The sequence below is a fragment of the Ruegeria sp. CDSC054 genome, assembly GCF_059610645.1.
In genome coordinates this window covers 262073-287978 of sequence record NZ_JBXWOA010000001.1, presented here as the reverse complement: position 1 = coordinate 287978, position 25906 = coordinate 262073, and the positions used below count along the sequence as shown (strand labels likewise).

At 56.5% G+C, this 25906-nt stretch carries 26 protein-coding genes; 11 read left to right on the top strand and 15 right to left on the bottom strand.

What is annotated here, in order from left to right; translation table 11 throughout:
* Window positions 1–2: 2 nt before the first annotated feature.
* From phoB to AC2FGC_RS01355, 10 genes are all read right to left on the bottom strand, one after another.
* Complete coding sequence (gene phoB / locus AC2FGC_RS01400) at window positions 3–692, bottom strand: phosphate regulon transcriptional regulator PhoB (protein WP_496781318.1); 690 nt, start codon at window positions 690–692, stop codon at window positions 3–5.
* A gap of 12 nt (window positions 693–704) precedes the next feature.
* On the bottom strand, window positions 705–1406 hold the full coding sequence (gene phoU / locus AC2FGC_RS01395; protein WP_496722889.1) for a phosphate signaling complex protein PhoU: 702 nt from the start codon (window positions 1404–1406) through the stop codon (window positions 705–707).
* Window positions 1407–1422: 16 nt separating this feature from the next.
* Window positions 1423–2220: a phosphate ABC transporter ATP-binding protein PstB gene (gene pstB / locus AC2FGC_RS01390; RefSeq protein WP_058271912.1), complete on the bottom strand. Its 798-nt coding sequence runs from the start codon at window positions 2218–2220 to the stop codon at window positions 1423–1425.
* Window positions 2221–2232: 12 nt separating this feature from the next.
* Entirely contained in the window at window positions 2233–3594 is a 1362-nt protein-coding gene (gene pstA / locus AC2FGC_RS01385; protein ID WP_496781317.1) for a phosphate ABC transporter permease PstA, read from the bottom strand.
* Window positions 3591–5063 carry a phosphate ABC transporter permease subunit PstC gene (gene pstC / locus AC2FGC_RS01380; RefSeq protein ID WP_282151223.1) on the bottom strand — a complete coding sequence of 491 codons (1473 nt, stop codon included), beginning with the start codon at window positions 5061–5063 and terminating at the stop codon, window positions 3591–3593. The genes pstA and pstC overlap by 4 nt, the downstream gene beginning before the upstream one ends.
* Window positions 5064–5145: 82 nt before the next feature.
* Entirely contained in the window at window positions 5146–6186 is a 1041-nt protein-coding gene (locus AC2FGC_RS01375; RefSeq protein ID WP_496722892.1) for a substrate-binding domain-containing protein, read from the bottom strand.
* Between the two features lie 192 nt (window positions 6187–6378).
* Window positions 6379–7425: an ATP-binding protein gene (locus tag AC2FGC_RS01370; RefSeq protein WP_496722894.1), complete on the bottom strand. Its 1047-nt coding sequence runs from the start codon at window positions 7423–7425 to the stop codon at window positions 6379–6381.
* A gap of 31 nt (window positions 7426–7456) precedes the next feature.
* Entirely contained in the window at window positions 7457–7981 is a 525-nt protein-coding gene (locus AC2FGC_RS01365; protein ID WP_496722896.1) for a gamma carbonic anhydrase family protein, read from the bottom strand.
* Complete coding sequence (gene gmk / locus AC2FGC_RS01360; protein WP_058271617.1) at window positions 7978–8619, bottom strand: guanylate kinase; 642 nt, start codon at window positions 8617–8619, stop codon at window positions 7978–7980. The genes AC2FGC_RS01365 and gmk overlap by 4 nt, the downstream gene beginning before the upstream one ends.
* A 16-nt stretch (window positions 8620–8635) precedes the next feature.
* Window positions 8636–9514 (bottom strand): YicC/YloC family endoribonuclease, encoded by an 879-nt coding sequence (locus tag AC2FGC_RS01355; protein ID WP_496781316.1) that lies wholly within the window; start codon window positions 9512–9514, stop codon window positions 8636–8638.
* A gap of 311 nt (window positions 9515–9825) precedes the next feature.
* Between AC2FGC_RS01355 and AC2FGC_RS01350 the strand changes: the two genes are divergently transcribed.
* A complete protein-coding gene (locus AC2FGC_RS01350) occupies window positions 9826–10443 on the top strand; it encodes a PAS domain-containing protein (protein WP_496722901.1) in 618 nt (205 codons plus the stop codon).
* A 58-nt stretch (window positions 10444–10501) separates the two neighbouring features.
* Here AC2FGC_RS01350 and AC2FGC_RS01345 read toward each other — a convergent pair whose 3' ends face one another.
* The gene (locus AC2FGC_RS01345) at window positions 10502–11872 is read right to left on the bottom strand and encodes a class II 3-deoxy-7-phosphoheptulonate synthase (protein WP_496722903.1); all 1371 of its coding nucleotides are present in this window, start codon (window positions 11870–11872) and stop codon (window positions 10502–10504) included.
* A 169-nt stretch (window positions 11873–12041) separates the two neighbouring features.
* Here AC2FGC_RS01345 and AC2FGC_RS01340 point away from each other — a divergent pair, with 169 nt between their 5' ends.
* Window positions 12042–13046 carry a GlxA family transcriptional regulator gene (locus AC2FGC_RS01340; RefSeq protein WP_496722905.1) on the top strand — a complete coding sequence of 335 codons (1005 nt, stop codon included), beginning with the start codon at window positions 12042–12044 and terminating at the stop codon, window positions 13044–13046.
* A 7-nt stretch (window positions 13047–13053) separates the two neighbouring features.
* Here the strand turns inward: AC2FGC_RS01340 and AC2FGC_RS01335 are convergent, their stop codons facing one another.
* The gene (locus tag AC2FGC_RS01335) at window positions 13054–14148 is read right to left on the bottom strand and encodes a PQQ-dependent sugar dehydrogenase (protein ID WP_496722907.1); all 1095 of its coding nucleotides are present in this window, start codon (window positions 14146–14148) and stop codon (window positions 13054–13056) included.
* A gap of 153 nt (window positions 14149–14301) precedes the next feature.
* Here AC2FGC_RS01335 and AC2FGC_RS01330 point away from each other — a divergent pair, with 153 nt between their 5' ends.
* The 4 genes from AC2FGC_RS01330 (at window position 14302) to AC2FGC_RS01315 (ending at window position 17652) form a co-directional block, all read left to right on the top strand.
* A complete protein-coding gene (locus AC2FGC_RS01330) occupies window positions 14302–15483 on the top strand; it encodes an ABC transporter substrate-binding protein (protein WP_496781315.1) in 1182 nt (393 codons plus the stop codon).
* A gap of 130 nt (window positions 15484–15613) precedes the next feature.
* Entirely contained in the window at window positions 15614–16402 is a 789-nt protein-coding gene (locus AC2FGC_RS01325; protein ID WP_496722910.1) for an ABC transporter ATP-binding protein, read from the top strand.
* 99 nt (window positions 16403–16501) lie between these two features.
* Window positions 16502–17215: an ABC transporter ATP-binding protein gene (locus AC2FGC_RS01320; RefSeq protein ID WP_496722912.1), complete on the top strand. Its 714-nt coding sequence runs from the start codon at window positions 16502–16504 to the stop codon at window positions 17213–17215.
* A gap of 2 nt (window positions 17216–17217) precedes the next feature.
* Complete coding sequence (locus AC2FGC_RS01315) at window positions 17218–17652, top strand: hypothetical protein (protein ID WP_496722914.1); 435 nt, start codon at window positions 17218–17220, stop codon at window positions 17650–17652.
* A 94-nt stretch (window positions 17653–17746) separates the two neighbouring features.
* On the opposite strand, the gene AC2FGC_RS01310 is transcribed toward AC2FGC_RS01315, so the two are convergent.
* Complete coding sequence (locus AC2FGC_RS01310) at window positions 17747–18139, bottom strand: hypothetical protein (protein WP_496722916.1); 393 nt, start codon at window positions 18137–18139, stop codon at window positions 17747–17749.
* A gap of 496 nt (window positions 18140–18635) precedes the next feature.
* Here AC2FGC_RS01310 and AC2FGC_RS01305 point away from each other — a divergent pair, with 496 nt between their 5' ends.
* The 4 genes from AC2FGC_RS01305 to AC2FGC_RS01290 all read left to right on the top strand — a co-directional run bounded on the left by AC2FGC_RS01305 (window position 18636) and on the right by AC2FGC_RS01290 (window position 22003).
* A complete protein-coding gene (locus AC2FGC_RS01305) occupies window positions 18636–19007 on the top strand; it encodes a hypothetical protein (RefSeq protein WP_496722918.1) in 372 nt (123 codons plus the stop codon).
* Between the two features lie 236 nt (window positions 19008–19243).
* A complete protein-coding gene (locus tag AC2FGC_RS01300; protein ID WP_496722920.1) occupies window positions 19244–20254 on the top strand; it encodes a branched-chain amino acid ABC transporter permease in 1011 nt (336 codons plus the stop codon).
* The gene (locus AC2FGC_RS01295) at window positions 20251–21564 is read left to right on the top strand and encodes a branched-chain amino acid ABC transporter permease (protein ID WP_496722922.1); all 1314 of its coding nucleotides are present in this window, start codon (window positions 20251–20253) and stop codon (window positions 21562–21564) included. The genes AC2FGC_RS01300 and AC2FGC_RS01295 overlap by 4 nt, the downstream gene beginning before the upstream one ends.
* Before the next feature lie 187 nt (window positions 21565–21751).
* The gene (locus AC2FGC_RS01290) at window positions 21752–22003 is read left to right on the top strand and encodes a hypothetical protein (protein WP_496722924.1); all 252 of its coding nucleotides are present in this window, start codon (window positions 21752–21754) and stop codon (window positions 22001–22003) included.
* 41 nt (window positions 22004–22044) lie between these two features.
* On the opposite strand, the gene AC2FGC_RS01285 is transcribed toward AC2FGC_RS01290, so the two are convergent.
* Window positions 22045–23586, bottom strand: a complete 1542-nt coding sequence (locus AC2FGC_RS01285) for a helicase HerA-like domain-containing protein (protein WP_496781314.1) — start codon at window positions 23584–23586, stop codon at window positions 22045–22047.
* A 431-nt stretch (window positions 23587–24017) separates the two neighbouring features.
* Here AC2FGC_RS01285 and AC2FGC_RS01280 point away from each other — a divergent pair, with 431 nt between their 5' ends.
* Window positions 24018–24626: an invasion associated locus B family protein gene (locus AC2FGC_RS01280; protein WP_496776886.1), complete on the top strand. Its 609-nt coding sequence runs from the start codon at window positions 24018–24020 to the stop codon at window positions 24624–24626.
* A 63-nt stretch (window positions 24627–24689) separates the two neighbouring features.
* On the opposite strand, the gene AC2FGC_RS01275 is transcribed toward AC2FGC_RS01280, so the two are convergent.
* Window positions 24690–25898, bottom strand: coding sequence for a beta-ketoacyl-[acyl-carrier-protein] synthase family protein (locus AC2FGC_RS01275; RefSeq protein ID WP_496738575.1), 1209 nt, complete (start codon window positions 25896–25898; stop codon window positions 24690–24692).
* Between the last annotated feature and the right edge of the window lie 8 nt (window positions 25899–25906).

Sequence of the window (25906 nt, the reverse complement as noted above, 5' to 3'; positions counted from 1 at the left end):
CTTTACCCCAGCGCATACCCTGCGCCGCGGACCGTACGCACGGGATCATCGCCGCCATGCTGCGTCAACGCCTTGCGCAAGCGGCCGATGTGAACGTCAACTGTTCTGGTATCGACATAGATATCGCGCCCCCAGACCCGGTCGAGCAGCTGTTCGCGGCTCCAGACACGACCCGGTTTTTCCATGAACGTGCTCAGGAGACGAAACTCGGTCGGGCCCAGTTTCAGCGGCTTGCTGTTGCGGCTGACCTTATGTGTCTCGGAATCCAAAATGATATCCGCAAATTCAAGCTTGATACCGACCGTCGCCGGGCGAACACGGCGCAACTGTGTGCGCACACGCGCCATAAGCTCGACAACCGAATACGGCTTGACCACATAGTCATCCGCCCCGGTTTCCAGACCACGCACCTTGTCGACCTCTTCCGACCGGGCGGAAAGCATGATGATGGGGATTGATCGTGTATCCGGGCGCGTTTTAAGGCGGCGGCACACTTCGATCCCACTGAGGTTGGGCATCATCCAGTCCAAAACGATGATGTCCGGATTGTCTTCATCAACCAATAGCAACGCCTCGTCACCATTGGCCGCCTTGGATACACGAAACCCTTCTGCTTCGAGGTTGTAAGCCAGCACTTCACGCTGGGCCAGTTCATCCTCAACAACCAGTACCGTAGGCTGATCAGCGGACATAATCGTTGCCTCCTAGGCGGTTTGCGAGGTTGTATCAGCTTTGGGACGTGCTTCCGATGGCCGTTCCCCAGTCACCAGATAGACCACCTGTTCTGCGATGGCTGTTACGTGATCACCCATCCGTTCGATGTTCTTGGCAATGAAATGCAGGTGCATGCACGACGAGATGTTGCGGGGATCTTCGGCCATGAAGGTCAGGAACTCGCGGAACAGGCCGTTATACATCTGGTCTACTTCTTCATCCCGCTGGATCACGTCAGCGGCCAATTCGGCGTCACGTTGAATATAAGCGTCCAACGCGTCGCGCAGCATCCGCTCAACCTCACGCGCCATACGGCGCAGGGCTGCAGCACTGCCGTTAATCTCGCCGGCGTCGACAAGAACCGTGGTGCGTTTGGCAATGTTTTTGGAATAGTCGCCGATACGTTCCAGGTTGGCCGAGACCTTCAGAACAGACAGAACCAGACGAAGGTCGCTCGCTGTGGGTGCCCGCAGCGCGATCACCCGCGCGGTTTCTTCGTTGATCAGATCCTCAAGCGCATCAATGGCTTTGTCGCCCTGACGCACCTGTTGGGCCAATTCGACATCCCGGGTTTCAAGCGAGCGCGCGGCGTTCATGATCGCGGCCTCGACCAGACCGCCCATCTTCATGATATGGGCCTGAACCGCTTCAAGGTCGCGGTCGAATGCGGATGCAATATGTTGTTCGGTCATGTTCAAATACCTGTCCTCAGCCAATACGGCCGGTGATGTAGCTTTCCGTGCGGGGGTCTTCGGGGTTGGTAAAGATCTGCCCGGTCTCGCCGAATTCCACCAGATTGCCCAAATGGAAGAACGCCGTTTTCTGGCTCACCCGCGCAGCCTGTTGCATCGAGTGGGTCACGATTACCACCGAATAGCGCGAGCGCAGTTCGTCAATCAGTTCCTCGACTTGCGCAGTGGCAATCGGGTCCAACGCCGAGCATGGCTCGTCCATCAGCAAAACCTCAGGTTCCGTTGCCACGGCACGGGCAATGCACAGGCGCTGTTGCTGACCACCGGACAGGCCTGTACCGGGGGCGTCCAAGCGGTCCTTGACCTCATCCCATATCGCAGCACGACGCAGAGATTTCTCAACGATATCATCCAGTTCCGATTTGTTCTTTGCAAGACCATGGATGCGCGGGCCATAGGCCACGTTGTCATAGATCGACTTGGGGAACGGGTTGGGTTTCTGAAACACCATTCCGACCTTGGCACGCAACTGCACCGGGTCGACACGCTTGTCATAGATATCTTCGCCGTCCAGCAGGATATCGCCCTCGACCCGGCAAATGTCGATGGTGTCGTTCATCCGGTTGAGGCAGCGCAGAAAAGTGGACTTGCCGCAGCCCGATGGGCCGATAAAGGCCGTTACGGTCTTGTCCTCGATCTGGACGTCCACGTCTTTGATGGCGTGCGTGTCGCCGTAGTAGACCTGAACGTTGTTGGCGGCGATCTTGATGGCTTTGGAGTCCACGGTTCTCTCCACTCGTGTCATATCATTCATAATAGCCCCCATTTACCAGCGGCGTTCAAAGCGGCGGCGCAGAAGTACCGCAATGGTGTTCATTGTAACGAGGAAGATCAACAGGATGATGATGCCCCCCCATGCACGTTCATAAAAGGCCGGGTCAGCGCGCTTGGACCATTCGTAGATCTGCGCCGGCATGGCCGAGTTCGGCGACAAGAAGCCCGCGACGATCCCATCAGGCGGGTTTGAGGCGATAAAGCCTACCATCCCGATCAGCAACAACGGTGCGGTTTCCCCCAACGCCTGCGCCAGACCAATGATGGTACCGGTCAGAATGCCGGGTGCGGCCAACGGCAGGACATGGTGGAACACCGCCTGCATTTTCGAGGCCCCTACCCCCAGCGCCGCATCTCGGATCGATGGCGGCACCGCCTTCAGCGACGCGCGGGTCGAGATGATGATCGTTGGCAGCGTCATCAGTGTCAGTACCAGTCCACCCACCAGCGGGGCTGAAGTAGGCAGATGCATGTAGTTGATGAACACAGCCAGACCCAGAATACCGAACACGATCGACGGCACAGCGGCCAGGTTCGAGATGTTGACCTCGATGATATCGGTCAACCGGTTTTGCGGTGCGAACTCTTCAAGATAAATCGAAGCCGCTACACCGATGGGCAAGGCCAGCGCCAGAACCACCAACATCATGAACAATGATCCCAGCATGGAGACACCGATCCCAGCCGCTTCGGGCCGTTGATCAGAGGCATCCGCACCGAAAATGAAATCCAGGTTGAAGGCTTTGTACAGCACACCCGCATCGCGTAGTTGATCCACGAAATCCAACTGTTCGACCGAAATGCTTTTGTCGTTGGCAATCGACTCGCGGGTTACGCGGCCTTTCATGTAGCCATCGACACGGCTGTTGACCAAAAAGCGGAAGCTGACGGTCTTGCCGATCTCATCGGGATTGGCGATGACATAGTTTCGCAACTCAGCCTGCGCCGCCTTGGACAGGATCTTGCCCATCTCCTTGGGTTTCAAGTCTGTCTGGATGCCCAGATTTTCGACTTCGCTTTCCAGCGCAGACGCGATCAGAGGGGCATAGCCAAAGGTCGAAACCTTCTTGATATCCTCGATGTTCCGGTTGCCCTTCTTGTCCAGCTTGTCGGCCTTAAGCTCGACATTCAATTCAAGAAAGCTTTGCTGAAAGGCACCGGTTCCGGCTGTGACAATATTGGTCACCAGCACAATTAGCATCAGCAAGCCGATCCCGATGGCGGCGATGCCGTACATTTTGAACCGGCTTTCAGCCGCATTGCGGCGCTTGGTGCGTGCGTCCTTTTCGAACAGCGAACCACCTTTGGGCTTCGCGGTCGGAGCAGCGTCAGGCGTTTGGGAAATATCGGTCATTCGTACTGCTCCCGGTATTTGCGTACGATGTAGAGGGCGAAGATGTTCAGCCCCAGGGTGATGATGAACAGGGTCAGACCCAGCGCAAAGGCCACCAGCGTTTCGGGGCTGGCAAAATCGGTATCGCCGGTCAGCTGGCTGACAATCCGCGTGGTGATGGTTGTCATCGCTTCGAACGGGTTGCCCGAGAATTTGGCGATCGCTCCGGCGGCCATCACAACAATCATCGTTTCGCCAATGGCGCGGCTTGCGGCCAGAAGGATCGCGCCGACAATGCCGGGCAGCGCGGCCGGTAAGATCACGTTGCGCACGGTTTCCGAATGCGTCGCACCCAGACCCAGCGAGCCGTCGCGCATGGTTTGTGGTACCGCGTTAATAATGTCGTCCGACAGTGACGAGACAAACGGGATCAGCATGATCCCCATAACCAACCCGGCAGTCAGAACCGCATTTGAGCTGGCCATCCAACCCACTCCCAGCATGCCACCGTCGCCGAACATCGACACCAACGCCGGACCCACAGTCAGCAGCGCAAACAGACCGTAAACGATGGTCGGAATACCGGCGAGGATTTCCAGCAGTGGTTTGGCAATGGACCGCGTCACACCCGAGGCATACTCGGACAGATAGATCGCGGCAAACAGGCCAATCGGGACCGCCACAAGCAACGCGATCACTGAAATGTACAGCGTGCCCCACAACAGCGGCAGGATCGACAGCTCACTGCCACCGCGGAAGTTCGGTGCCCATGTGCTGCCGAAGAAGAAGTCCTTCCACGAATGCAGCTGAAAGAAGTTCATCGTCTCAAAAAGCATCGAAAGAACAATGCCGATGGTTGTCAGGATCGCAATTGACGCGGCCAACAAAAGCAGGGCCAGAACCCCCTGCTCTACCACGTTGCGGGCCCTAAACTCCTTGTGCGTACGCACATAAGCAAAGGCGGCCCCAAGCAGTGCCAAGGCCAAAACCACGACCTGCATCGCAACTGTCCCTGTGGACGTCATGCTGCGGAACTTCTGTGCTGCGACCAAAATCGGCTGTGTGATGTCCTGAGTCAGAACCTGGCCTGCGTCTTTAAGCGTTTTGGTCAGCGCTTCAATATCCGCATTGCCGTTTCGGGCTTGAGTTTCGGTCATCGCACCGCTGGCCACAGCGCCGTCCAGCCCGTATGCGACGCGGCGCACTTCACTCATGATCAGGCCACGCTCCGACCCTTCGGGCACTGCCTGATCAGGAATGAGGCTGGATACCGTGCTGTTTACGATCATCGGCTGGGCAAGCAGCCAAACGATCAGCACCCCAACTGCGGGAACCAGAGCCGTCAACGCAACATTGTAACCGTAGTAAGACGGTAAAGAATGCAAATCGCGGACGTTACCACCCGCACTTGCCAGAGCGCGGGACCGACCCGCAAAAAATCCGATCACTGCCAGCGCAAGCAGGATAAGCAACAGCCAGGATAACGCCATGAGAACTCCGTGGGGATGGCAGAGATGGAGTCAAAAAGAACCGGGGCGAGAAAAACCGCCCCGGTTCCGTTCGTAAGAGTGATTAGGAACCGCCGCCCAGGACGGTTTCGTTGGCAACAGCTTCCTGTACCTTGACCAGCTCAGGGTCGGATACCAGGCCGTATTCTGCCAGCGGACCGTCGGGACCTGCGATCTCGTCAGCGACAAAGAACTCAGCATATTCTTTCAGGCCGGGGATCACGCCGATATGCGCTTTCTTCACGTAGAAGAACAGCGGGCGCGAAACCGGGTATTCGCCGGTTGCGATCGACTCGGTCGAAGGAACAACGTCAGACATGGTTGCGACTTGCAGCTTGTCGGTGTTGTTCTCGTAGAACGCCAGACCAAAGACGCCGATGCCGTCTTTGTTGCTGTCGATACGGGCCAGAGTTTCGGTGTAGTCACCGTCGATGTCGACCGAAACGCCATCGGTACGCAGAGCGATACAGGCTTTCTCGGCGGCTTTCTTGTCGTCGCCATTGGCCGCTTTGTAGACGTCGAAGTCACCCAGGTGCTCACAACCAGCCAGGATCACTTTGTCTTCGAACACTTCACGAGTGCCGTGCTTGGTGCCCGGGATGAAGGCTGCGATCGGCTGTGCCGGGAATGCAGGGTTTACGTCGGCCCAGGTTTTGTTGGGGTTGTCGACCAGTTCACCGTCAACGACGATCTGAGCGGACAAAGCTTTGTACCAGTCTTCCGGCGTGAACTCGAAAGAGTTGCCGTTGATGTCGGATGCGAAAACGATGCCGTCATAACCGATCTGAACTTCGATGATGTCAGTAACGCCGTTTTCAGCACAGGCTTTGATTTCTTTTTCACGGATCTGGCGCGATGCGTTCGCAACGTCGATGGTGTTTTCGCCAACACCTTCACAGAAACGCTTCAGACCTGCCGAGGAACCACCCGATTCAACAACCGGTGTCGGGAAGTCAAAATTCTCACCGAAGGCTTCTGCTACGATCGAGGCGTATGGCAGCACGGTTGAAGAACCCGCAACCTGAACCTGATCACGAGCGGCGGCCGCGGTGGCCGATACAGCAGCAATGGTAAGCGCCGAAGCCGACAGTTTTACAAAGGACATTTCAGTCTCCCTGAAAAGATAAATTGTGATCACCCCATGATGATCTGCGCGAACTCCTAAAAGCCGTGCGTAAGCCTTTTGTGACAAGTACGTAACGGTTTTATGACACGTAACGATTTTCTTAAGTTTTCTTAACAGGACAGTGCGGAACACCGCGCGCGTCTGAAATGAACCTGCGTCATTGGCCGAAAATCAGCGCGGCAAAATCACTGTAAATACAGAGCCTTTGCCCAGATCGCTTTCGACCCGCAGCCGCCCCCTGTGGCGGTTTACAATATGTTTTACAATCGCAAGGCCCAGCCCCGTACCGCCCAACTCGCGGGATCTGTGACTGTCGGCGCGATAGAATCGCTCGGTCAGGCGCGGCAGATGAACGGCATCAATACCCGGGCCTTTGTCTGCGATCTGTACCCGAACCGCAGGGCCGCGCATGGCGGTGTCGCGCTCAGATGACTGAATGCGCACATCAACACTACCGCCGCTACCGCCATATTTGATGGCATTCTCGATCAGGTTCGTGAACACTTGGCGCAATTGGTCGCTGTCTCCGGTCACCGAGATTGGCCCTGATGACGCATCCAGTGTCAGGTCCACTTTTGCGGCCTCAGCAAGGGGACGCAGCGTTGTAAGCGTTGATTGCAACAGACCTGTCAGATCAAGCTGCTCCCTGGGGCGAACCCGCTCTTCGCTCTCGACCCGGTTCAGGGATAGCAGATCGCCGACCAGCCGGTTCATCCGGTTGGCTTCGTCGGTCATGATCTGCAGAAACCGCTCACGGGCGGCTGCATCGTCTCGCGCCGGACCACGCAATGTTTCTATGAAGCCCATCAGAGCGGTCAGAGGTGTGCGCAGTTCGTGGCTGACATTCGCCACGAAGTCGCGTCTCATTTGTCCGGCCTGTTCCAGATACGTGACATCCTGGAAAACGACCATCACGGCACCGCCCTCCACCGCGCCCACGCCGTTCATGTAACGGCATTGCACTTCGAAAGTGGTGTCTTGGGCGCCATCATTTGACAAATGGCGCGTTTTGGACGGGCCCTTGCTGCGCAGGCTCTGCTCCATCGCGTCGATGACTTGTGGTTGTCGAAGGATCGTCGCGAAATGGCGGCCTTCGATGTTCTGACCCAGCATAGTTCTGGCTTCGGTGTTTGCCGCTATGATGCGCTCGGTCTGATCAACCATAAGCGTGGGCATCGGAATGGCCGACACAATTTCAGCAAGCAGGTCGTTTGGCATTTCCGTCACTCTTGATGCGTTTGGAATCAACCTAAGACACAGGTTTCAAAGTTTTGCGAAACGCGCGCATATTCTGCTGATAGTGAAGCGCGCTGAAGGTGATTTTTTGCGCTGCCGCCGCATCCAGTTCCCGCACAACTTTGCCCGGTGACCCCATAACCAGAGAGTTATCGGGTATTTCCTTGCCTTCGGTAATCAGTGCGCCGGCACCGATAAGACAGTTTTTCCCGATCTTTGCGCCGTTCAAGACAATCGCGCCCATTCCGATCAGTGTGTTTTCCCCGATCGTGCAGCCATGCAGCATGACCTTGTGTCCGATGGTGCAGTTCTTACCAATGGTCAGCGGATACCCGGCGTCGATATGCATGACGCAGTTTTCCTGGACGTTGCTGCCCTCGCCCACGCGGATCTCTTCGTGGTCGGCGCGGATGGTGCAGCCGAACCAGACCGAGGCACCCTGCTCCAGAACGACTTTCCCAATCAGGTTGGCGTCCGGCGCAACCCAGGTGTCTTCGTGGATTTGCGGCGCGTGGTCACCCAAAGCGTAAATCGTCATGCCAAGCCCTCAAATTCGTTTTGCAACGTGCGGACATGGTTCTGCAGGCTGGGCTGCTGGATTCGGCGCATGCGTTCGGCGCTGACGATGGTTTTCAGCTTCTCTTCGGTGGCATCCAGATCGTCATTGATCAGAACATAGTCATAATAGCCCCAGTGGCTAATCTCATCCCAGCTTTTCAACATCCGCTTGGCGATCACGTCTTCACTGTCCTGACCGCGGCTTTCCAGCCTGCGGCGCAGCTCGGGGATAGACGGCGGCAGGATAAAGATCGACAAAGCGTGCTTGCCCAGATCCGAATTGCGGATTTGCACCTCGCCTTGCCAGTCCACGTCAAACAGAACGTCTTTGCCGCTGTTAATGGACTCGCGTACCGGACCCGCCGGTGAGCCGTAGAAATTACCGAACACGTGCGCGTGTTCCAGCATTTGTCCCTCGGACACCTGCTGCCGGAACGCATCTTCACTCAGGAAGTAATACTCGCGCCCGTCTTCCTCACCCGGGCGTGGTGCGCGGGTGGTGGCCGAGACCGAGAACTCAAGCTCGGAATCCCACTGCATCAGCCGTTTCGCCAGGGTCGATTTACCGGCCCCCGAAGGCGAGGACAGAATGATTAATAGGCCGCGTCGATCCGCCATTTGGGCGCTCCTGTGGTTATTCTACGTTCTGCACTTGCTCACGCATCTGATCTATTACGGCCTTCAACTCAAGGCCGACCGCTGTCAATTCCGCGCTTTGCGCCTTTGAGCACAGAGTATTTGCCTCACGGTTGAATTCCTGCATTAGGAAATCCAGCTTGCGCCCGACCGCCGCGTCCTGCGCCAGCAGATCCCGCGCCGCCACGACATGCGCCTTCAGGCGATCAATCTCTTCGGTGATGTCCGCCTTGACGGCGATCAACGCCAATTCCTGAGCGACGCGGTCCGGATCAGCCCCCTGCGCGTTGTCCATTACCCGCGCCAGATTATCCCGCAGCGCCTCGGTCATCTTGTCCTTGCGTTGCTCTGCCAGCTCTGCCGCTTGGGCCGTCAATGAAGCCACCTGCCCTAGTTGATCTTCCAGAACAGTTGCCAGCGCCCGACCCTCGGACTGGCGCATTTCTATGAATTCGCCCAATAGGCCACTGAATTCTGCCGTCAGTTGGCCAACCAATGGGCCCGGGTCATCCCCATCACTGCCCGCATCCAACATACCCTTGAGCGAGATCAGATCAGCGGCCGTCGAGGGCCTAAGGGTCACGTCCCGCGCAATGGCCATTTCCTGCGTTCGCGCCACAGCCTCAAGAACGGCACCCATGGCAGTCTCGTTCAGGACCAGGTCCGCCTGCGTCTCATCTCGGCTGAGGCGCAAAGACAATGTCACATTGCCCCGGCTGAGTTTTTTCGACATCGCGGCGCGCAACGCAGCCTCAAGCCCGGTCAACCAGTCCGGCACGCGCAGACGCATGTCCAGCCCCTTGCCGTTCACGCTGCGCAACTCCCACGTCCAGCTATGCGGGCCAAACGCCCCTTTGCCCGAGGCGAAACCCGTCATGGATTTAATCATGCCTGCCCTTTCCATAGCTGCCCGTTTTCAGTTTGCTGGGCGCACCTAATGCGAACTGCGCGCACAGGGCAAGAGTTTGCTGACTCTGCCTTTGTCTGCCAGTCGTTAACCATTCGTTAAAGATTTACTCCAAAATTGAATCAACCTGCGTCAGTCTTACAGCTGCGAACACCGGTCTCGGATAGAGGTCCCCAGTACTTCGCATTTTAGGAAAATGACGGTCGATAGGCGCCAGGGTGATAATGATGAAAACCTTTTTCGGGAACGGTTTCGGGTCAAGTTTTGGAAAGATCGTCTCTATGGATCGTTTTGACAGCGGGCGCAGCCTTTCGCCCATCCGGCAGGCCGAGGCGTATTGGAAGGCACTTTTGACAGGTGACGGGGTTCCCATGCGGTCGCAAATCGACCCGCGCGGGCTTGAAAACATTTTGGAATACACTTTCGTTCTGGAACGCATCGCCCCTGGACTTACCCGGTTCCGTCTGGCCGGGAGGCATTTGAACCAGTTGGCCGGGATGGAAGTGCGCGGTATGCCGCTGACCTCTTTCTTTGAACCCGGCGCGCGGGACAAGATCAAGACCGTGTCGGAACAGGTATTCGCACAACCAGCTATCGCCAATCTGACCCTGGAATCATCAGGTCGGTTGGGGCGTGTGCAATTACAAGCCCGCATGCTTCTGTTACCCCTGAAAAGTGATCTGGGTGATGTCAGCCGCATTCTGGGTGTAATGGTCAGCGACGGCGCTATCGGCGCAACACCCCGACGGTTCACAATCTCAGAAACCAACTTGCGCCCGGTGTCGCATGTGCAGGTTCCCAAACCGTCGCAAACGGTCGAGACTGGCTTCGCCGAAGATCAGCAAAAATTTGACCGCCCCGGTTCACATTTGAGGCTGGTTGTGTCGCGCGACGACTAATCTCAAACAAAAAAGGCGGGCCTGTGCAGCCCGCCTTTTCCGATTTTTGTTTATAACCTTAACCTGCTGCGCGCTTTTTGCGGTCGCGGCGCAAGTTGGTCAGTTCTTCTGCGACCAAGAATGCCAGTTCCAAGGACTGCGACGCGTTCAAGCGTGGGTCGCACGCTGTGTGGTAGCGGTCCGACAGGTCCTCTTCGGTCACCGCGCGCACACCCCCGGTGCATTCGGTGACGTCTAAACCGGTCATCTCGAAATGCACACCGCCGGGAACCGTACCCTCGGCCTGATGAACGCTAAAGAAGTCGCGTACCTCACGCAGGACCGAGTCGAACGGACGGGTTTTGTACCCGGTTGCCGACTTGATCGTGTTGCCATGCATCGGGTCGCAAACCCAGGTGACCTTGGCGCCCTCTTCCTTAACCGCCTTGACCAGGCGCGGCAGGTGCTCGCCTGCCTTGCCTGCGCCAAACCGTGCGATCAGGGTCAGGCGACCCTCTTCGTTTTCCGGGTTCAGCTTGGCCATAAGAACCTTGAGGTCCTCGGCTGTCGTGGTCGGGCCGCATTTTAGACCAATCGGGTTCAGTACACCGCTGCAGAATTCCACATGCGCACCGTCTGGCTGACGCGTACGGTCGCCGATCCAGATCATATGACCGGACCCTGCCAACCAGTTGCCAGAAGTCGAATCGAGACGGGTCAGAGCCTCTTCGTATTCCAGCAGCAAGCTTTCGTGGCTGGTGTAAAACTCCACGGTTGAGAACTCATGCGTAGTGTCCGCTGTGATTCCGGCGGCATCCATGAAGTCGATCGTGTCTTGAATACGGTCAGCAATTTCCGAGTATTTCTGAACATCCTGTTCATCCGTGAAGCCCAATGTCCACGAATGCACCATGCTCATATCGGCGAATCCGCCGGTCGAGAATGCACGCAACAGGTTCAAGGTTGCGGCAGCCTGCGTGTAGGCCTGCAGCATCTTGCTGGGATTCGGGATGCGGGCTTCGGGTGTGAAGGCCAGCTCGTTGATGATGTCACCACGGTAGCTGGGCAGCTCAACACCGTCCAAAATCTCGGTCGGCGCACTGCGCGGCTTGGCAAACTGGCCAGCCATGCGGCCCACTTTGACCACGGGCACCTTGGCTCCATAGGTCAGTACCATCGCCATCTGCAGCATCACCTTAAAGGTGTCACGAATTGCATCCGCGCTGAATTGTTCAAAGCTTTCAGCACAGTCCCCGCCCTGCAACAGGAAAGCCTCGCCGCGACCGGCCGCACCCAGATGTTGCTTGAGACGCCGTGCTTCGCCAGCAAAGACCAGCGGGGGATACTGAGAAAGCTGAGCCTCGACTTTGGCCAACGCGGCCGCATCGATATAGTCTGGCATCTGAACCCGGGGCTTGTTGCGCCAGTTCGTTTTTTGCCATTCGGTCATAGCTTTGATCTCCGCTGAAGTAGTCAGGTCGTCTCTATACAAAATGCATTGAAGACTGACCATATCCCTTTTGCGCCTCTTGACGTCGGAAACAAGCTTTGATCATGGTGGCTGGCAACAACGACGCCGGACGCGACGTAACAACGCGCCGAATCAAGGACACCAAGCCATGCAAGAGCAACGCCAAGTTGTCACAGTGGAAGGCGCTGAGGCCAATCCTCGGCATTTCGTGTTTGTCCTTTTGGACAAGTTTTCCCTGCTGTCTTTTGCCTCGGCGTTGGACAGCCTGCGGATTGCCAACCGTATGGCAGACAAAGAACTCTACACGTGGGCCCTGGCCGGTGAAGGTGGTGATACGGTCAGCTGTTCTGCCGGGACTACCTTTAATGTTGAAACCGACTTGGTCGAACTGCAACGCGACGACGTGATTCTGATCTGCGGTGGCGTAGACGTTCAATTGGCGACAACAAAGAAAGTGCTGAATTGGGTCCGGCGCGAGGCCCGGCGCGGTTTGCGCATCGGCGGATTGTGTACGGCAGCTTATACGTTGGCCAAAGCCGGGTTGCTGGACGGCAAACGCGCCACGATCCACTGGGAGAATTCTGACAGCTTTATCGAAGAATTCGACGAGGTTGAGCTTACCAAATCGGTTTTTCAGATCGACGGTAACCGGATGACGACCGCGGGCGGCACATCCTCAATCGACCTGATGCTCAAGATCATTGCCGATGATTATGGTGAGGATCTGGCGAATGCCGTAGCGGATCAGATGATCTATTCCTCGATCCGTACCGATCAGGACACACAGCGCCTGTCGACCCCGACCCGGATTGGTGTACGCCACCCCAAGCTAAGCCAGGTCATCCTGATGATGGAAAAGAACATCGAAGAGCCGATCTCACCCTCGATACTGGCCAAGGATGTCGGCATGTCCACGCGCCAGCTGGAACGCCTGTTCCGGCGCTACCTCAGCCGCTCGCCCAAGCGATACTATATGGAACTGCGCCTGCACAAAGCGCGCAACCTGCTGATGCAGACAGATATGAGCGTGATCAATGTGGCTCTTGCTTGCGGCTTTGCCTCGCCCAGCCATTTCTCAAAATGCTATCGGGCGCATTATAACACCACGCCTTATCGTGAACGTGGTGCGCAAAGCGGGCGGCTGTCCGTCTGATCCGCGCCTATTTGGGGGTCATGCGATAGATGGCTCCCTGTCCCACCGAAATAAACCAGATTGCCCCATCCGGGGCTTCGACAATGTCGCGAACGCGCTCGGTTTCCGGCCCTTTGATCTGTTCGACCTCGCGCAGCGGTGATCCTTCAAGGCGCGAGATGTAGTCAAACTTGAGCGACCCGACAAAGATATCGCCCCGCCACTCTGGCCAAAGCTTGCCGGAATAGACCAGCAAACCGGACGGTGCGATGGACGGATCCCAATAGTGTTCCGGCTGTTCCATACCGGGTTTCGAGGTCCCCTCTCCGATTTTTTGGCCCGAATAGTGAACGCCGTAGGAAATCACCGGCCAGCCGAAATTCCGCCCCGGTTGGATCAGGTTCACCTCATCCCCGCCCTGCGCACCATGCTCTGAAATCCACAAGCGACCTTGCCTGTCCAACCCAGCGCCCTGCGGGTTGCGATGACCAAATGACCAGATCTCAGGGCGAATTTCAGCCTGTCCGACAAAAGGATTGTCGGCAGGTACCGTGCCATCGCGATTGATGCGAATAACGGTGCCCATGTGGTTTGACCTGTTCTGCGCTGACGGACGGTCGCCGCGATCCCCAATCGTTACAAACAGCGTTCCGTCCTGTGCCTCGACCACGCGCGAACCGAAATGTCGGCCAGTCGAACCGCCCGGAACTGCTTCGAAAATGATCCGCACGTTATTCAAGCGGCTCCCGTTTTCCGACAGGCGCGCCACGGCCACCGCTGTTCCCGCCCCGCCATTTTGGGGTTTGGAGAAGGTCAGAAATACTTCGCGGGTCTGCGGAAAATCCCGTGCCACGGTGATATCGAGCAGCCCGCCCTGCCCGTTCGCAGCCACCTTGGGCACCCCGGCAATGCGTTTGACCTTGCCTTGCGAGACAAACAAAAGATCGCCGTCCCGTTCGGTCACCAATGTTCCGCCTCCGGGCAATAAGCCGATCGCCCAAGGTGCATCCAGCCCGGTGACCATCGCCGTGACCTGAACCGTCCCGGCTGAGGTTTGAAGGGTATCGGCGCTGATGGGGCCGGCAAAAACCGACAGGACCAGAATCGCGGCAGCCCTAAGCATGAGAATCTCCAACTTTGGTAAAACGTGACAAACTCATCAAAACAAATAGGTTTATTCTTGGCAAAAACACATTTGCGTTAGGACTTTTCTTTTCCAGACAGCTTGCCTAGGGTCTTGCCCAGAACGAATACGTTCCAATAAGGGAGTAACCATATGAAAAAGCTGCTTACTGCAACCGCAGCATCCGCTCTGCTGGCCGGTCCGGCCCTGGCCGAAGACGTCACTTTGGGCGTTCTGTTCGGCTTTACCGGTCCGATTGAATCGCTGGCACCGGCAATGGGTTCAGGCGCCGAAATGGCGATGGCCGAAGTCACCGAATCCGGCAAACTGTTGGACGGCTCAAAGGTCACCGCATCGCGCGCTGACACCGGCTGTATCGACAACGGTCTGGCGACATCGAACGGCGAACGCTTGATTGCGGACGGCGTTGCGGGCATCGTCGGTGGCGACTGCTCGGGTGTGACCGGCGCGATCCTGCAAAACGTTGCGATCCCGAATGGCATGGTCATGATCTCGCCGTCGGCAACATCGCCGGGTCTGTCGACTATGGAAGACAATGGTCTGTTCTTCCGCACCGCACCGTCGGATGCGCGTGAAGGCGAAGTGATGGCTGACATCCTGAAGGATCGCGGCATCAACTCGATCGCCCTGACCTATACCAACAACGACTACGGCAAGGGTCTGGCAGACGCGATCCAATCCTCGTTCGAAGCAGCCGGCGGTGAAGTGACCATCGTTGCCGCGCACGAAGACGGCAAGGCTGACTACTCGGCTGAAGTTGGTGCGCTGGCATCGGCTGGTGGCGACATTCTGGTTGTCGCAGGCTATCTGGACCAGGGCGGTCTGGGCATCATCCAGTCCTCGTTGGACAGCGGTGCGTTTGACACATTCGGTCTGCCGGGCGGCATGATCGGTGACTCGCTGCCTTCCAACGTCGGTCCCGACCTGAACGGCTCGTTCGGTCAGATCGCCGGTTCGGGCGGTGAAGGTGCTGAAAAGTACTTTGCCATGGCCGAAGCCGCAGGCTTTGACGGTTCGTCGCCCTATTCGCCTGAATCCTATGACGCTGCCGCGCTGTTCATGCTGGCCATGCAGGCGGCAGGTTCCACTAACCCGGCTGAATACGGCGCCAAGATATTGGATGTCGCCAACGCCCCGGGTGAGAAGATCTATCCGGGTGAACTGGCCAAAGGTCTGGAGCTTCTCGCCGCTGGTCAGGACATCGACTATGTCGGCGCGTCGGGTGTTGAGCTGATCGGCCCCGGTGAAAGCGCGGGTTCTTATCGCGAGATCGAAGTGACCGACGGCGAAAACAAGACCGTCAACTTCCGTTGATCCGGTCTTAAACGTCATAAAATCAAGCAGCCCGGGCCTTGTGTCCGGGCTGTTTCAATGAAAAAAGGCCGCACCTCACCTTTTGGGGTCAAGGAAGCAGAAACACCGACAAGGGTGGCTAGGGGAATAGATGATCGTCGTCGAGGACGTGCACAAGCATTTCGGCGGGTTTCACGCGGTGGATGGGGCGTCGCTGGAAATCCAAAAAGGTTCGATCACAGGCCTGATCGGGCCAAACGGGGCGGGAAAGACCACCCTTTTCAACGTGATCGCGGGCGTTCTGCCTCCGACAAGCGGCAGAGTGTTCATGGACGGCGAAGAGATCACCGGCCTGCCTCCGCATGACTTGTTTCACAAGGGTCTGCTGCGCACCTTCCAGATCGCGCACGAATTCTCTTCGATGTCCTGCCGCGAGAATCTTATGATGGTGCCCGGCACGCAATCAGGTGAATCCCTGTGGAACACCTGGTTTGGTCGCAAGCGCATTGCCGACGAAGAACGAGCCCTGAAGGCTAAAGCGGATGAGGTTCTGGAGTTTCTGACCATTGAGCACCTGGCCGACCACAAGGCAGGTCAGGTCTCTGGCGGGCAAAAGAAGCTGCTGGAACTCGGCCGCACCATGATGGTCGACGCCAAGATCGTGTTTCTGGACGAGGTCGGCGCGGGCGTGAATCGCACCCTGCTGATGACCATCGCCGACACCATCCTGCGTTTGAACAAAGAACGCGGTTATACCTTTGTCGTTATCGAACACGACATGGATTTTATCGGCAAGATTTGCGACCCGGTCATCTGTATGGCCGAGGGGAAAGTCCTGGCCGAGGGTACACTGGACGAGATCAAGGCCAATGAGCACGTGATCGAAGCCTATCTGGGCACTGGCCTGAAGAACAAAGACAAACTAGAGGCCGGGGCATGAGCGATGTGATGAGAGTGAGTGCACACAGTTTGCGCGAATGGGGGCTCTGCCCCCAAACCCTCGGGATATTGGCAGGCCAGATGAAGAAGGATCCCGTGAATGTCTGAGCCGTTTCTGATCGGTGACACCATGACCGGTGGTTATGGCAAGGGGCCGGACATCTTGCATGAGTGCACCATCGCCGTGGACAAAGGTCAGATCGCGGTGATCGTTGGCCCCAATGGCGCAGGTAAGTCTACTGCGATGAAGGCCGTTTTCGGAATGCTGGATGTCCGGTCGGGATCTGTCCGGCTTGATGGCGAAGATATCACCAATCTCACCCCGCAGGACCGCGTTATCCGCGGGATGGGGTTTGTGCCGCAAACCTCAAACATCTTCACCTCGATGACGGTTGAAGAAAACCTTGAGATGGGCGCTTTCATCCGTCGCGACGACATCAGCCAAACCATGGAACAGGTCTACGACCTCTTCCCCATCCTGCGCGACAAGCGAAATCAAGCGGCCGGAGAGCTATCGGGCGGTCAACGTCAGCAGGTCGCTGTTGGTCGAGCGCTGATGACCCAGCCCAAAGTTCTGATGTTGGACGAGCCGACCGCTGGTGTTTCGCCGATCGTGATGGATGAACTGTTCGACCGGATCATAGAAGTTTCGCGGACCGGTCTGCCGATCCTGATGGTAGAGCAAAACGCCCGTCAGGCGCTGGAGATCGCGGACAAAGGATATGTGTTGGTACAGGGGCGGAATGCCTATACCGGAACGGGCAAAGAACTGTTGGCAGATCCGGAAGTTCGGAAGAGTTTCCTCGGGGGCTGAGAATGCGAACGCTGACAGCTATGGCTTTGATTTCCTTAAGCACAGCTGCCATCGCTGAAACTTGTCACCTGGAAAAAAACTGCCCGGAAAAAAGCGACTGCCAGCACTCAACTTTGGAAATTGAATTTGTTGGTAGTCCTCCCAACGATGTTAGGAGCGACTTTGGAACCTTCACCGTCACGTCCATCGCCAAGGCAGGAGAAACGACATCAAAGATTCAGATGGCCGACGGGAAGGAATACAAGGTTGTCACAACAAGCGATCTTCTAGTAGCGACCAACAGGACCGAAAATGGAACGGCCGTAATGTACATTGCAAAGCCCGCACCAAACGAACTGGTCGTTACTCTCGTTGAAGTTCCGATGCGCTATCAGGAGTATACGGACTTCCAGAATTCTCGCCTGGTATTCTCAGGAGAATGCAAAACAGCATTCTGATTAAATACCGGCCATGAATTTCAGGTCACTACAACTCCATCCCCAAAAAAAACAGGACTCCAAAAGCCCTGTTTTTGGCAGGAAGTTTAAAATCCTACCCTATCGGATCACCGCAAGACCCAAAGTCCTGCGCGGCATGCGGGCCCTTGATCGACATGTCGTAGTCAAGATTCTCGAAGTCGACGACAAAGGTAATCACATCTTTGTCCTTAATGTGCAAAAACGTCAGCGAGTTCAGCCCGCCTATGATTGTGGCCTCGCCCTTGATCTCGTCTGTCACAATGAACCCTTTGTCCGTGGCCCCTGACCGCGCCAGAGTCACCGCGTTGCCCGTGCTGTCCGAGACGCAGTTCACTACAAAATCCTCACCGTTCAGAGGATCGTTCTGAGCCGCCGCAACACCGGGCGCTACCAAACTTAAAACCAAAATCGCCGCGTGTTTCATGTCTTGCCTTTCTGTTCCCCGGAGCCGCTGGGTCTGCGCCATGACGTGATCCGTATTCCGTAAGTTGGGCTTCGCATTTCCCGGCGAGCCGTTCTGGAAAGCTAGGGATATCCCACCGAGATCAAAGCGTTGTCCCAAGCGGATCACTTCATCTTGAGGTTGCGTGATACTGTTCGTAACGTCGGACGCCATAATTTGCTGGTTACTGAGAGCATCCCCGAATCTGGTTGTTTCAATGTCGGTACGCAAGGATTTGCACAACGTTACAGCGACGGTCGGTAAATCTGTCCAAAATAAGGCGGATTTTACGCTGGAACGGTCAGGAAACCAATCTTCATCGAATTATATCCTGAGTTTTCAATGTATAATTTCTGTGGCCTCAGACTTCTGGAAATTTCAGCATTCAGAAATCTGTCCCCAGAAGGATTAATTCTCGCCATTTTTCCCACCTAGTGAGGCCCAGAAATCGCGCCCTTCGATGGCCGGTTTACCAACACATGGACCGATTTGTCGGCCAACACCTTTTAGGAGAGCTTATATGAAATATCTGGCCGCTCTTGCTGCCTTGTTGCTGCCCGCTGTCGCGCAGGCCACAACGCAGAATACACCGGGAGCTGAGTTTGTTTACGAGTGTCAGATTGAAGAGATTTGCAAGTCCGGCAAATGTTCCCCTGCCGCAGCGCCCAAGAAAATCATGCTGAAACGTGTTGAGGGCGCATCCAAAGGAACCCTGAGCGTCGATGGCGATATTGCCGAGCTGCATGTTTTCAAAGGGCTTGGTTCTTATGAATTTCTGCAAATCACCAATGGCGGCAGCGTCGGTTACACTATCGACGAAAGCGGTACGCTCGCGATCCGGGCAACGGGAGCCAACAGCCGAAACGAGCGTGGAACCTGCACGGTCAGCTGACGACACCAGGTCCAATACGCCCCGTTGGGGTCCCAAACCACAACCGTTCTGGCGGGTCAGCCCCGCCTGAACACGCACAAAGAGAACGCCGCTGTCATCAGCAATCGGAGCAATGCCGATTTTATCGCTTTCGGGTTGAAAATTTCCCAAATTAACGCCGGAAAAGACGCGGGGATGATTGTGCAAATGGCAAAACGCATGCCATAAAGCCGCACCCGAAAGAACGAGACGATCAAATGGACTTATTGAATGCGTTAGTCGCGCTGGCAAACTTTGTCATCGTGCCTGCGGTTGCTTACGGCAGCCAATTGGCGCTTGGCGCGCTAGGGGTCACGCTTATCTACGGCATCCTGCGGTTTTCGAATTTTGCCCATGGCGACACGATGGCCTTTGGTGCGATGATTGCCGTGCTGGTCACCTGGGGCCTGCAAGCCGCCGGCGTGAGTTTTGGCCCGCTACCCACCGCGCTGCTGGCCCTGCCCTTTGCGATCCTGGGCTGTATCGTACTTGTTCTGATAACCGATCGGTTGGTCTATCGGTTCTACCGGGAACAAAAGGCCAAGCCGGTGATCCTTGTGATCGTCTCGATGGGTGTCATGTTCATCATGAACGGGCTTGTTCGCTTTATCATCGGGCCGGATGACCAAAGGTTTTCGGACGGCGCGCGGTTCATCATATCCGCCCGTGATTTCAAGGCGATGACCGGACTGCGTGAGGGGCTTGCGATCAAGACCTCTCAGGGCATCACTCTGGTAGTTGCCGTTATCGCGGTGGCGCTGCTGTTCTGGTTCCTCAACAAGACCCGCACGGGAAAATCGATGCGGGCCTATTCCGATAACGAGGATCTGGCGCTGCTTTCAGGTATTAACCCCGAGCGTGTTGTGATGATCACCTGGATCATCGTGGCAGCATTGGCGACCACCGCTGGTGTTCTTTATGGTTTGGACAAGAGCTTTAAGCCTTTTGTCTATTTCCAACTTCTGCTTCCGATCTTCGCTTCGGCCATTGTCGGCGGCCTTGGCAACCCGCTGGGTGCCATCGCGGGCGGGTTCATTATCGCTTTCTCTGAAGTCACCGTTACTTATGCGTGGAAAAAGGTACTGACTTACGTAGCGCCAGAAAGTCTGGCGCCTTCGGGATTGGTGCAATTCCTGTCCACCGATTACAAATTCGCCGTCAGCTTTGCCATCCTGCTGATCGTGCTTCTGTTCAAGCCTACCGGCCTGTTTAAGGGAAAAGCGGTATGACCGAGTCCGTCAAAAACACGCTGCTTTTCATTGTCGTTGGCGGTCTGATCCTGCTGACCGGTTTCACACAAAGCTGGAACGCCGCGATCCTGATCCTGAACATGGGGTTGATCTCGGCCATCATGGCGATTGGGGTAAACCTGCAATGGGGGTTTGCCGGCCTCTTTAACGTCGGCGTCATGGGTTTTGTCGCACTGGGTGGACTGGCTGTTGTGTTGGTATCGACCCCGCCGACCCCAGGAGCATGGTCCTCGGGTGGTTATGGCATTCTTCTGGCGTTGCTTTTAGGCGCAGCAACCGTTGTGGCGGCTGTGCTGGTGGCGACCCGGATGCCAAAGGGGCGTGCCCAAACCTTGACGATTATTGCCGTTCTCCTTGTTGGGTTCTTTGTCTACCGCGCAATATTTGATCCAAGCGTTGCGGGGGTCGAGGCAATCGAACCCGCAGTTGCCGGAAATCTCGGCGGTTTGAACCTGCCGGTCCTTGTGGCCTGGCCTGCGGGCGGTTTGCTGGCCGCTGGTGCGGCGTGGCTGATCGGAAAGACGGCGCTGGGCCTTCGCTCTGACTATCTGGCGATCGCGACACTGGGCATTGCCGAGATCATCATTGCGATCATGAAGAACGAGGATTGGCTGGCCCGAGGTGTAAAGAACGTCTACGGCATCCCGCGCCCTGCCCCTGTGGTTGGTTACGAGGTCGAATTGCAGAACGATCCCAGCTTTGTCGCCCGCGCTGACTGGCTCGGGTTGGATCCGGTCATCGCGTCGACCCTGTCGGTCAAACTGGGCTATTCGCTGCTGTTCATGATCGTTCTGCTTGTCCTGCTGTGGATGGCGCAAATGGCGTTGAAAAGCCCGTGGGGCCGCATGATGCGCGCCATCCGCGACAATGAGGTCGCGGCAGAGGCAATGGGCAAGGATGTCACCCGCCGCCACCTACAGATCTTCGTGCTCGGCTCGGCCATCTGTGGCATCGCCGGTGCGATGATGACAACTCTGGACGGGCAACTTACGCCGGGCACATACAATCCGCTACGGTTTACGTTCCTTGTCTGGGTGATGGTCATTGTGGGCGGTTCGGGCAACAATTTCGGTGCTGTTTTAGGCGCATTCCTGATCTGGTTCCTATGGGTTCAGGTCGAGCCGATGGGATTGTGGTTCATGAACCTGATCACTTCGAGCATGCCGGATGGCAGCGCGCTTAAGTCTCACTTGATCGACAGTGCCGCGCATATGCGTCTGTTCACCATGGGCCTTATCCTGCTGATTGTTCTCAGGTTCAGTCCAAGGGGTTTGATTCCGGAAAAGTAAGGTCACAATCCATCAATTCTTGAGACCGCGCCAACTGACTGGTGCGGTTTCTTGATTTTATACGGTATACGGATTAGACGAATCCCAGTACCGCCTTGATCCAGCCCTCTCTTTGGCCAGTATTTACGCTAAATTGATGCTTGGCCCGCGATCATTCGGGAAACCTACGAGTTTAAAAAGAGTGCAAATGAATACTTCCTTCACTAAAATAGCCCTTACCGTCCCGCTGCTCGCCATGCTGGCTGGATGTATCCCGTCGCCGGAAGAGTTGGAAACGGCCCCGGTAAAAGTGCAGACGCCTAAGGGTGAAGTTACGTGCCAACTATATCGTCCAGACCGTGTGATCTGGGATCGAGCGACCAACTTCCCGGCCACCAAAATGTCGGTCTCCGAAGCGGACGCCTATTGCAAGCAAGAAGGCCAGCGCCGTCTGAAGTAAAATACGTGCGCCGGGCAGAAGGTTCCTGCCCGGCACTACCCTTATCTGGCTTTGAACAAACCGCCAAGAATGCCGCGCACAATGCGACGTCCGGTTGTTCCTTTCAGTTCCTTGATCACGGCCTCACTCATAGCCGTTGCGAACGTGTCTTTCTTACGCATCACGCGAGAGGATGACCGCCCAACCCGGCTGCCGGAATAGCGTCTTGCTGTCGCAAATTCACGTTCGGCCGTGGATTGCGCTTCCAACTGTTCCTCGGCCTCGGCCGCTGCTTGCGCTGCTGCATCTGCGCGGGACTGAAGGATTTCAAAAGCCGATTTCCGGTCCTTTAACTGCCCGTATTTCATTTTCATCGCTGAGGCATCCATCAGCGCCTTCCGCTCGGCCTTGGTGATTGGTCCCAGTTGCGACCCGGGCGGGCGGATCAGAGTGCGTTCTACGACCCCGGGCACGCCTTTTTTCTGCAACATCGAGGTCACCGCCTCACCGACACCAACCTCACGGATCGCCTCTTCGGTATCGAAGGCCGGGTTTTCACGATAGGTTTCTGCCGCAAGTCGCAGGTTCTTCCGATCCCGCGCCGTGAATGCGCGCAAGGCATGCTGCACCCGGTTGCCCAGTTGTCCCAGAATATCTTCCGGAACGTCCGCCGGATTCTGCGAGATGAAGTAAACACCCACCCCCTTGGAGCGAATGAGGCGGGCGACCTGTTCGACCTTGTCAACAAGAACCTTGGGCGCATCATCGAACAGCAGATGCGCTTCGTCGAAGAAGAACACCAGTTTGGGTTTGTCCGGGTCGCCAACTTCCGGCAGTTCCTCAAACAGTTCGCTTAGCAGCCACAGTAGGAATGTTGCGTACAGACGCGGTGACCCCATCAGCTTGTCGGCGGCAAGGATGTTCACGACGCCCTGCCCGCGTTCATCCACGCGCATCAGATCGGCCAGTTCCAATGCGGGTTCACCAAACAGTTTGGTGCCGCCTTGGTTTTCCAGCACCAGCAGGCGGCGTTGAATAGCCCCGATCGAAGCGGTTGAGACGTTCCCGTATCGCAAAGACAACTGTGCCCGGTTTTCCCCGATCCAGACCAGCAGCGACTGAAGATCCTTGAGGTCCAGCAGCGGTAGCCCTTCTTCGTCTGCAACCCGGAACGCGATGTTCAGAATACCCTCTTGCGCTTCGCTCAGATCCATCAGGCGCGACAGCAGAAGTGGCCCCATCTCGGTCACGGTTGTCCGAACGGGATGTCCCTGTTGCCCGAACAGATCCCAGAACGTGACCGGACACGCGCCATACGCGTAATCGGTAAAGCCTATCCGCTGGGCGCGATCCTGAAACGCTTTGTGAAGCTTGTGACCTTCGCTGCCCGCCTTGGCCAGACCGGACAGGTCCCCTTTGACGTCAGACAGGAAAACCGGAACACCGGCTTGGGAAAACCCCTCGGCCAGAATTTGCAGCGTCACCGTTTTACCTGTTCCCGTCGCCCCCGCGATCATGCCGTGGCGGTTGGCATATTTCAGCGTCAGCGACTGCGGTTGGCCGTAGTCGTTACCACCGCCGCCCAAGAATATGTTTTGGTCCATGAATGTAAGGCCTTATTTCCACCGATCTACGGCCAGCATACAAAGTTAACCTTTAACTGCGAAAGTCTAATTGCTGCCTTGTGGCTAAGGTTACGGGGCGGCATATTTCCTCCCTGTCGACTGACCGCGCCTTCGGGCGCGGTTTTTTTCACAAATCATGGCCGTTACATTAAAATTTCGGGTTTTCAGTTGACCGATGCCCCCGCCTTTCGTAACGTCTGCGCATAAATAAGTCGGCCAGTCCGACGGGGAGAAAATTATATAAAGGGAGCCGCTCCACCGGCTCCCTTTGTTCTTTTTGTCGTCGCGCTGGATTTCCGATAACCCGGCGAAAAACCGTTCACATGTTGATTTGACCCACCTTAGCCCCTGACAGGGTCTGGCAAGGGTGATAGACGAATAAAAAAGTCCAACATAAGACCGAGGCAATCATGATTAAGAACACCCTATCCATCAGCCTGGTGACCACTGCTTTGTGGTGCGGAGCCGCGTACGCACAGGAAACGACGCAGGAAACCGAACAACAGCCCCAGACCTCGCAAACAGAGGTCGGCAGTGATCTGGACCTGGGTGAAACCGGCCCGCGTGTCGGCGAACAATACGTTAAGGAAGAAAAGGGCGACTGGGCGATCCTGTGCATCAAGACCGATGCCGACGAAGACCCCTGCGCGATGCGTCAGATCCTGACCGGCGAGCAAGGTCAGCCGATCGCGGAAATTACTCTGGAAAAATTGCCCGAGGGCGTGGCCGCGGTTGCCGGAGCAACTGTGGTTGTCCCGCTGGAAACAATGCTACAGGCGCAGCTGGCGCTTTCGATCGATGGTGCTCCGGGCAAGCGCTATGACTACCACCACTGTAACCCCGTTGGCTGTGTTGCGCAGATGGGCTTTACCGAGGGCGACGTGGAAGCAATGAAGGTCGGAACCAAAGCGACCTTGTCGCTCGTGTCGGTTCTCGCACCAAACCAACTACTGCAACTGGAAGTTTCGCTGTCGGGCTTCACAGCAGGTTTTGAAGGCTTGAAAGTTCTGCAGAACTGAGGTTTCGCTAAACTAAAGAAGCCGTCGGGATTTACCGGCGGCTTCTTTGTTTGAAATCAGATTTTAAATGCGTTTTAAGGCAATTACCGCATTCAGCCCGCCAAAAGCAAAGGCGTTGCTAAGTGCCACGTCTACTTTCGCCTCGCGGGCTTCGTTTGGCACAACATCCAGCGCGCATTCGGGGTCCGGCTCTTCATAGCCGATGGTCGGAGCGATCACGCCATCCCGCAGCGCCATGATACAGGCCAGCAGTTCGACCGCGCCGGTGCCACCGATAAGGTGGCCGTGCATCGACTTGGTCGAAGAAATCATCAGCTCGTCCGCATGAGGGCCAAAGACACCGGCCACAGCCGCGCATTCTGTCTTGTCATTGGCCGCGGTTCCGGTCCCATGTGCGTTGATATATCCGACGCTGTCCGCGCTTAACCCTGCATCCGCAAGCGCGCCCGACATGGCGCGTGCGGCGCCCTGCTTGCTGGGCATGACAATGTCCGACGCATCTGACGACATCGCAAAACCCACGACCTCACAAAGGATATTAGCCCCACGGGCGCGGGCGTGCTCGAATTCTTCGAACACGAAGACACCTGCGCCTTCGCCCTGCACCATGCCATTGCGATTCGCGCTGAACGGGCGGCAGGCGTCCTTGGACATGACACGCAGCCCTTCCCAGGCTTTGACACCACCAAAACACAACATCGACTCTGACCCACCGGTCAGCATCGCCGGAGCAGCACCGCTGCGCACCATCTGGAACGCCAGCGCCATTGCGTGGTTGGACGAGGCACAGGCCGTCGAAACCGTAAAACTTGGTCCTTTGAGATTATGCTCCATCGAGACGTGGCTGGCCGCCGCATTGTTCATTAGCTTGGGAACGACAAACGGGTGCACCCGGTTTTTGCCATCCTCGTAAACGGAACGGTAGTTGTCATCCCAGGTCGAAACGCCGCCGCCAGCGGTTCCCAGCACAACGCCGGAGCGGGCCGCGAGGTCGCCGTGGAATTCGATCCCGGATTGATCAATCGCTTCTTTGGCCGCCGTCAGCGTGAATTGAGTGAACCGATCATACAGTGTCATTTGCTGGCGATTAAACCGCCCCTCAGCCTCGAACCCGCGGACCTGGCCGCCGATCTGAATGGCCAGTCTTTCAACATCGCGAAATTCAAGCGCAGAGATACCACAGCGCCCTTCGCGCATAGCCTCTAACGTATCAGGCACCGAATGGCCCAGTGAATTGATAGTACCGGCCCCGGTGATAACGACGCGTTTCATAGGATTAT

Excerpts from the sequence above, each read along its gene's own strand:
- AC2FGC_RS01375 (WP_496722892.1), bottom strand. The coding sequence starts at position 6,186 with ATGTCCTTTGTAAAACTGTCGGCTTCGGCGCTTACCATTGCTGCTGTA.
- AC2FGC_RS01315 (WP_496722914.1), top strand. The coding sequence starts at position 17,218 with ATGCGAACGCTGACAGCTATGGCTTTGATTTCCTTAAGCACAGCTGCC.
- AC2FGC_RS01330 (WP_496781315.1), top strand. The coding sequence starts at position 14,302 with ATGAAAAAGCTGCTTACTGCAACCGCAGCATCCGCTCTGCTGGCCGGT.
- AC2FGC_RS01285 (WP_496781314.1), bottom strand. The coding sequence starts at position 23,586 with ATGGACCAAAACATATTCTTGGGCGGCGGTGGTAACGACTACGGCCAA.
- AC2FGC_RS01305 (WP_496722918.1), top strand. The coding sequence starts at position 18,636 with ATGAAATATCTGGCCGCTCTTGCTGCCTTGTTGCTGCCCGCTGTCGCG.
- AC2FGC_RS01310 (WP_496722916.1), bottom strand. The coding sequence starts at position 18,139 with ATGGCGCAGACCCAGCGGCTCCGGGGAACAGAAAGGCAAGACATGAAA.
- AC2FGC_RS01275 (WP_496738575.1), bottom strand. The coding sequence starts at position 25,898 with ATGAAACGCGTCGTTATCACCGGGGCCGGTACTATCAATTCACTGGGC.
- AC2FGC_RS01365 (WP_496722896.1), bottom strand. The coding sequence starts at position 7,981 with ATGACGATTTACGCTTTGGGTGACCACGCGCCGCAAATCCACGAAGAC.
- AC2FGC_RS01320 (WP_496722912.1), top strand. The coding sequence starts at position 16,502 with ATGTCTGAGCCGTTTCTGATCGGTGACACCATGACCGGTGGTTATGGC.
- gmk (WP_058271617.1), bottom strand. The coding sequence starts at position 8,619 with ATGGCGGATCGACGCGGCCTATTAATCATTCTGTCCTCGCCTTCGGGG.
- AC2FGC_RS01295 (WP_496722922.1), top strand. The coding sequence starts at position 20,251 with ATGACCGAGTCCGTCAAAAACACGCTGCTTTTCATTGTCGTTGGCGGT.
- pstB (WP_058271912.1), bottom strand. The coding sequence starts at position 2,220 with ATGAATGATATGACACGAGTGGAGAGAACCGTGGACTCCAAAGCCATC.
- phoU (WP_496722889.1), bottom strand. The coding sequence starts at position 1,406 with ATGACCGAACAACATATTGCATCCGCATTCGACCGCGACCTTGAAGCG.
- AC2FGC_RS01280 (WP_496776886.1), top strand. The coding sequence starts at position 24,018 with ATGATTAAGAACACCCTATCCATCAGCCTGGTGACCACTGCTTTGTGG.
- AC2FGC_RS01290 (WP_496722924.1), top strand. The coding sequence starts at position 21,752 with ATGAATACTTCCTTCACTAAAATAGCCCTTACCGTCCCGCTGCTCGCC.
- AC2FGC_RS01300 (WP_496722920.1), top strand. The coding sequence starts at position 19,244 with ATGGACTTATTGAATGCGTTAGTCGCGCTGGCAAACTTTGTCATCGTG.
- pstC (WP_282151223.1), bottom strand. The coding sequence starts at position 5,063 with ATGGCGTTATCCTGGCTGTTGCTTATCCTGCTTGCGCTGGCAGTGATC.
- phoB (WP_496781318.1), bottom strand. The coding sequence starts at position 692 with ATGTCCGCTGATCAGCCTACGGTACTGGTTGTTGAGGATGAACTGGCC.
- AC2FGC_RS01350 (WP_496722901.1), top strand. The coding sequence starts at position 9,826 with ATGGATCGTTTTGACAGCGGGCGCAGCCTTTCGCCCATCCGGCAGGCC.
- AC2FGC_RS01335 (WP_496722907.1), bottom strand. The coding sequence starts at position 14,148 with ATGCTTAGGGCTGCCGCGATTCTGGTCCTGTCGGTTTTTGCCGGCCCC.
- AC2FGC_RS01325 (WP_496722910.1), top strand. The coding sequence starts at position 15,614 with ATGATCGTCGTCGAGGACGTGCACAAGCATTTCGGCGGGTTTCACGCG.
- AC2FGC_RS01345 (WP_496722903.1), bottom strand. The coding sequence starts at position 11,872 with ATGACCGAATGGCAAAAAACGAACTGGCGCAACAAGCCCCGGGTTCAG.
- AC2FGC_RS01370 (WP_496722894.1), bottom strand. The coding sequence starts at position 7,425 with ATGCCAAACGACCTGCTTGCTGAAATTGTGTCGGCCATTCCGATGCCC.
- AC2FGC_RS01355 (WP_496781316.1), bottom strand. The coding sequence starts at position 9,514 with ATGACGGGTTTCGCCTCGGGCAAAGGGGCGTTTGGCCCGCATAGCTGG.
- AC2FGC_RS01340 (WP_496722905.1), top strand. The coding sequence starts at position 12,042 with ATGCAAGAGCAACGCCAAGTTGTCACAGTGGAAGGCGCTGAGGCCAAT.
- pstA (WP_496781317.1), bottom strand. The coding sequence starts at position 3,594 with ATGACCGATATTTCCCAAACGCCTGACGCTGCTCCGACCGCGAAGCCC.